This window comes from Methyloceanibacter marginalis, from assembly GCF_001723295.1.
GTDB classification, from domain to species: domain Bacteria; phylum Pseudomonadota; class Alphaproteobacteria; order Rhizobiales; family Methyloligellaceae; genus Methyloceanibacter; species Methyloceanibacter marginalis.
Genome location: NZ_LPWD01000227.1, coordinates 1 through 1,192, shown reverse-complemented (window position 1 = coordinate 1,192; position 1,192 = coordinate 1). Strand labels below are relative to the sequence as shown.

At 64.7% G+C, this 1,192-nt stretch carries 1 protein-coding gene; it reads left to right on the top strand.

Annotated elements, in window-relative coordinates; genetic code table 11:
• Positions 1 to 693: 693 nt before the first annotated feature.
• On the top strand, positions 694 to 1,192 hold a 499-nt coding region (locus AUC71_RS09080; protein WP_141701574.1), incomplete at its 3' end, for a hypothetical protein.

The following is a 1,192-nucleotide window of genomic DNA, read 5'->3' as shown; positions in this document are numbered from 1 at the left end:
ATGTCGATCCGCGCGCCGTTCGGACGTTTGGCTCGGCGCCGCGGGACCTTTCGGCCCCTTGGTCACGCGCTTTGTCCCCATGGTTGCCCACAAAGCCGGCGCCGCGACCTGACCACGGCCCTTATTTATCGTCGCGTTGCTACGACGTGGCCCCTGCCTTGGCCAGGCTGGAACCAGCTAGCGGTGGGATCAGAGGCGCGAAGGACCCTGTCGGCCCTGCCGCACGGTACTGCGGCGAAACCGCCAGACCGTGGTACTCCGCGTCTACTTTTCCCGCCGCCTTCAGCCGCCCATGGCACTGGACGACCTCGGGCTTGCCTTGCCCTTGCGAGCCTTTCGATCATTTCCCGGTGTCTTCGAATTTCTCCGCCGACACCTTCCACAACCGGCCAACTCACATTTAGGAGGATACATCTCCGCATTCGCCACGCATCAGCCACGCGACGATTATCCCCGTTATCCACCGGGGCGTGAAAAGTTCGAGCACTTCTGAGTCTCTGCGTGTGGCCCCCGGACACGCCGGGCACCTTGCCGCAGGGCGTGGCGAAAGCCCAGAAACGCGCCGGTTTGCGAAGCCCGACGCCGTTTTTCTGACCTATCCCGGGGGCTATGGTAAACAGGTGATGAAGGGGGTTTTTAACTCATGCGGCGTCTCGTGGACAGGGCGGTAGCATTCGTACCGGGCCTTCGCGCTTGACCGCCGGGAGCCGTTTGCGCCTGGCCGTCCTGACCGCAAGCGCAGCCCTGGTTGCGCTTGGCGCCGGCGCGCTCTTGGTTCTTGGTGACAGCACCGCACCGAAATCCGTCACGGAGGCCAGGCCCGGGGGCGAAACGGTCATCGCCAAATTTGCGCAAGCCAAGACCCAAACAAGTCTGTTCGCCGAGCCCACGCCCGTGAACCGGCTCTTGTCCATGGCTCTGGCGCCGATGCCGACCATCGCGCCGCCGCGCAAGGAGGAGCCGAACCTCGCGGGACTGAGCGAGATCCCGCAGGAACTGATCTGGAACCGTCCGGAAAAAAAAGAGGACGGAAAGCAGAGAGCGTCTTTCGCGAAGTTCTCGAACGCGCAAGAGCAGTTGCCTTGGGACGCCGTGGAGCCGGTACCCTTCACGCCGATTGTTGCGGCCAAAGAGCGGACGCCGACCGCGGGCGGTGCGACGACGACTGCGCCTGCGGCGGCGGCGCGCGCGC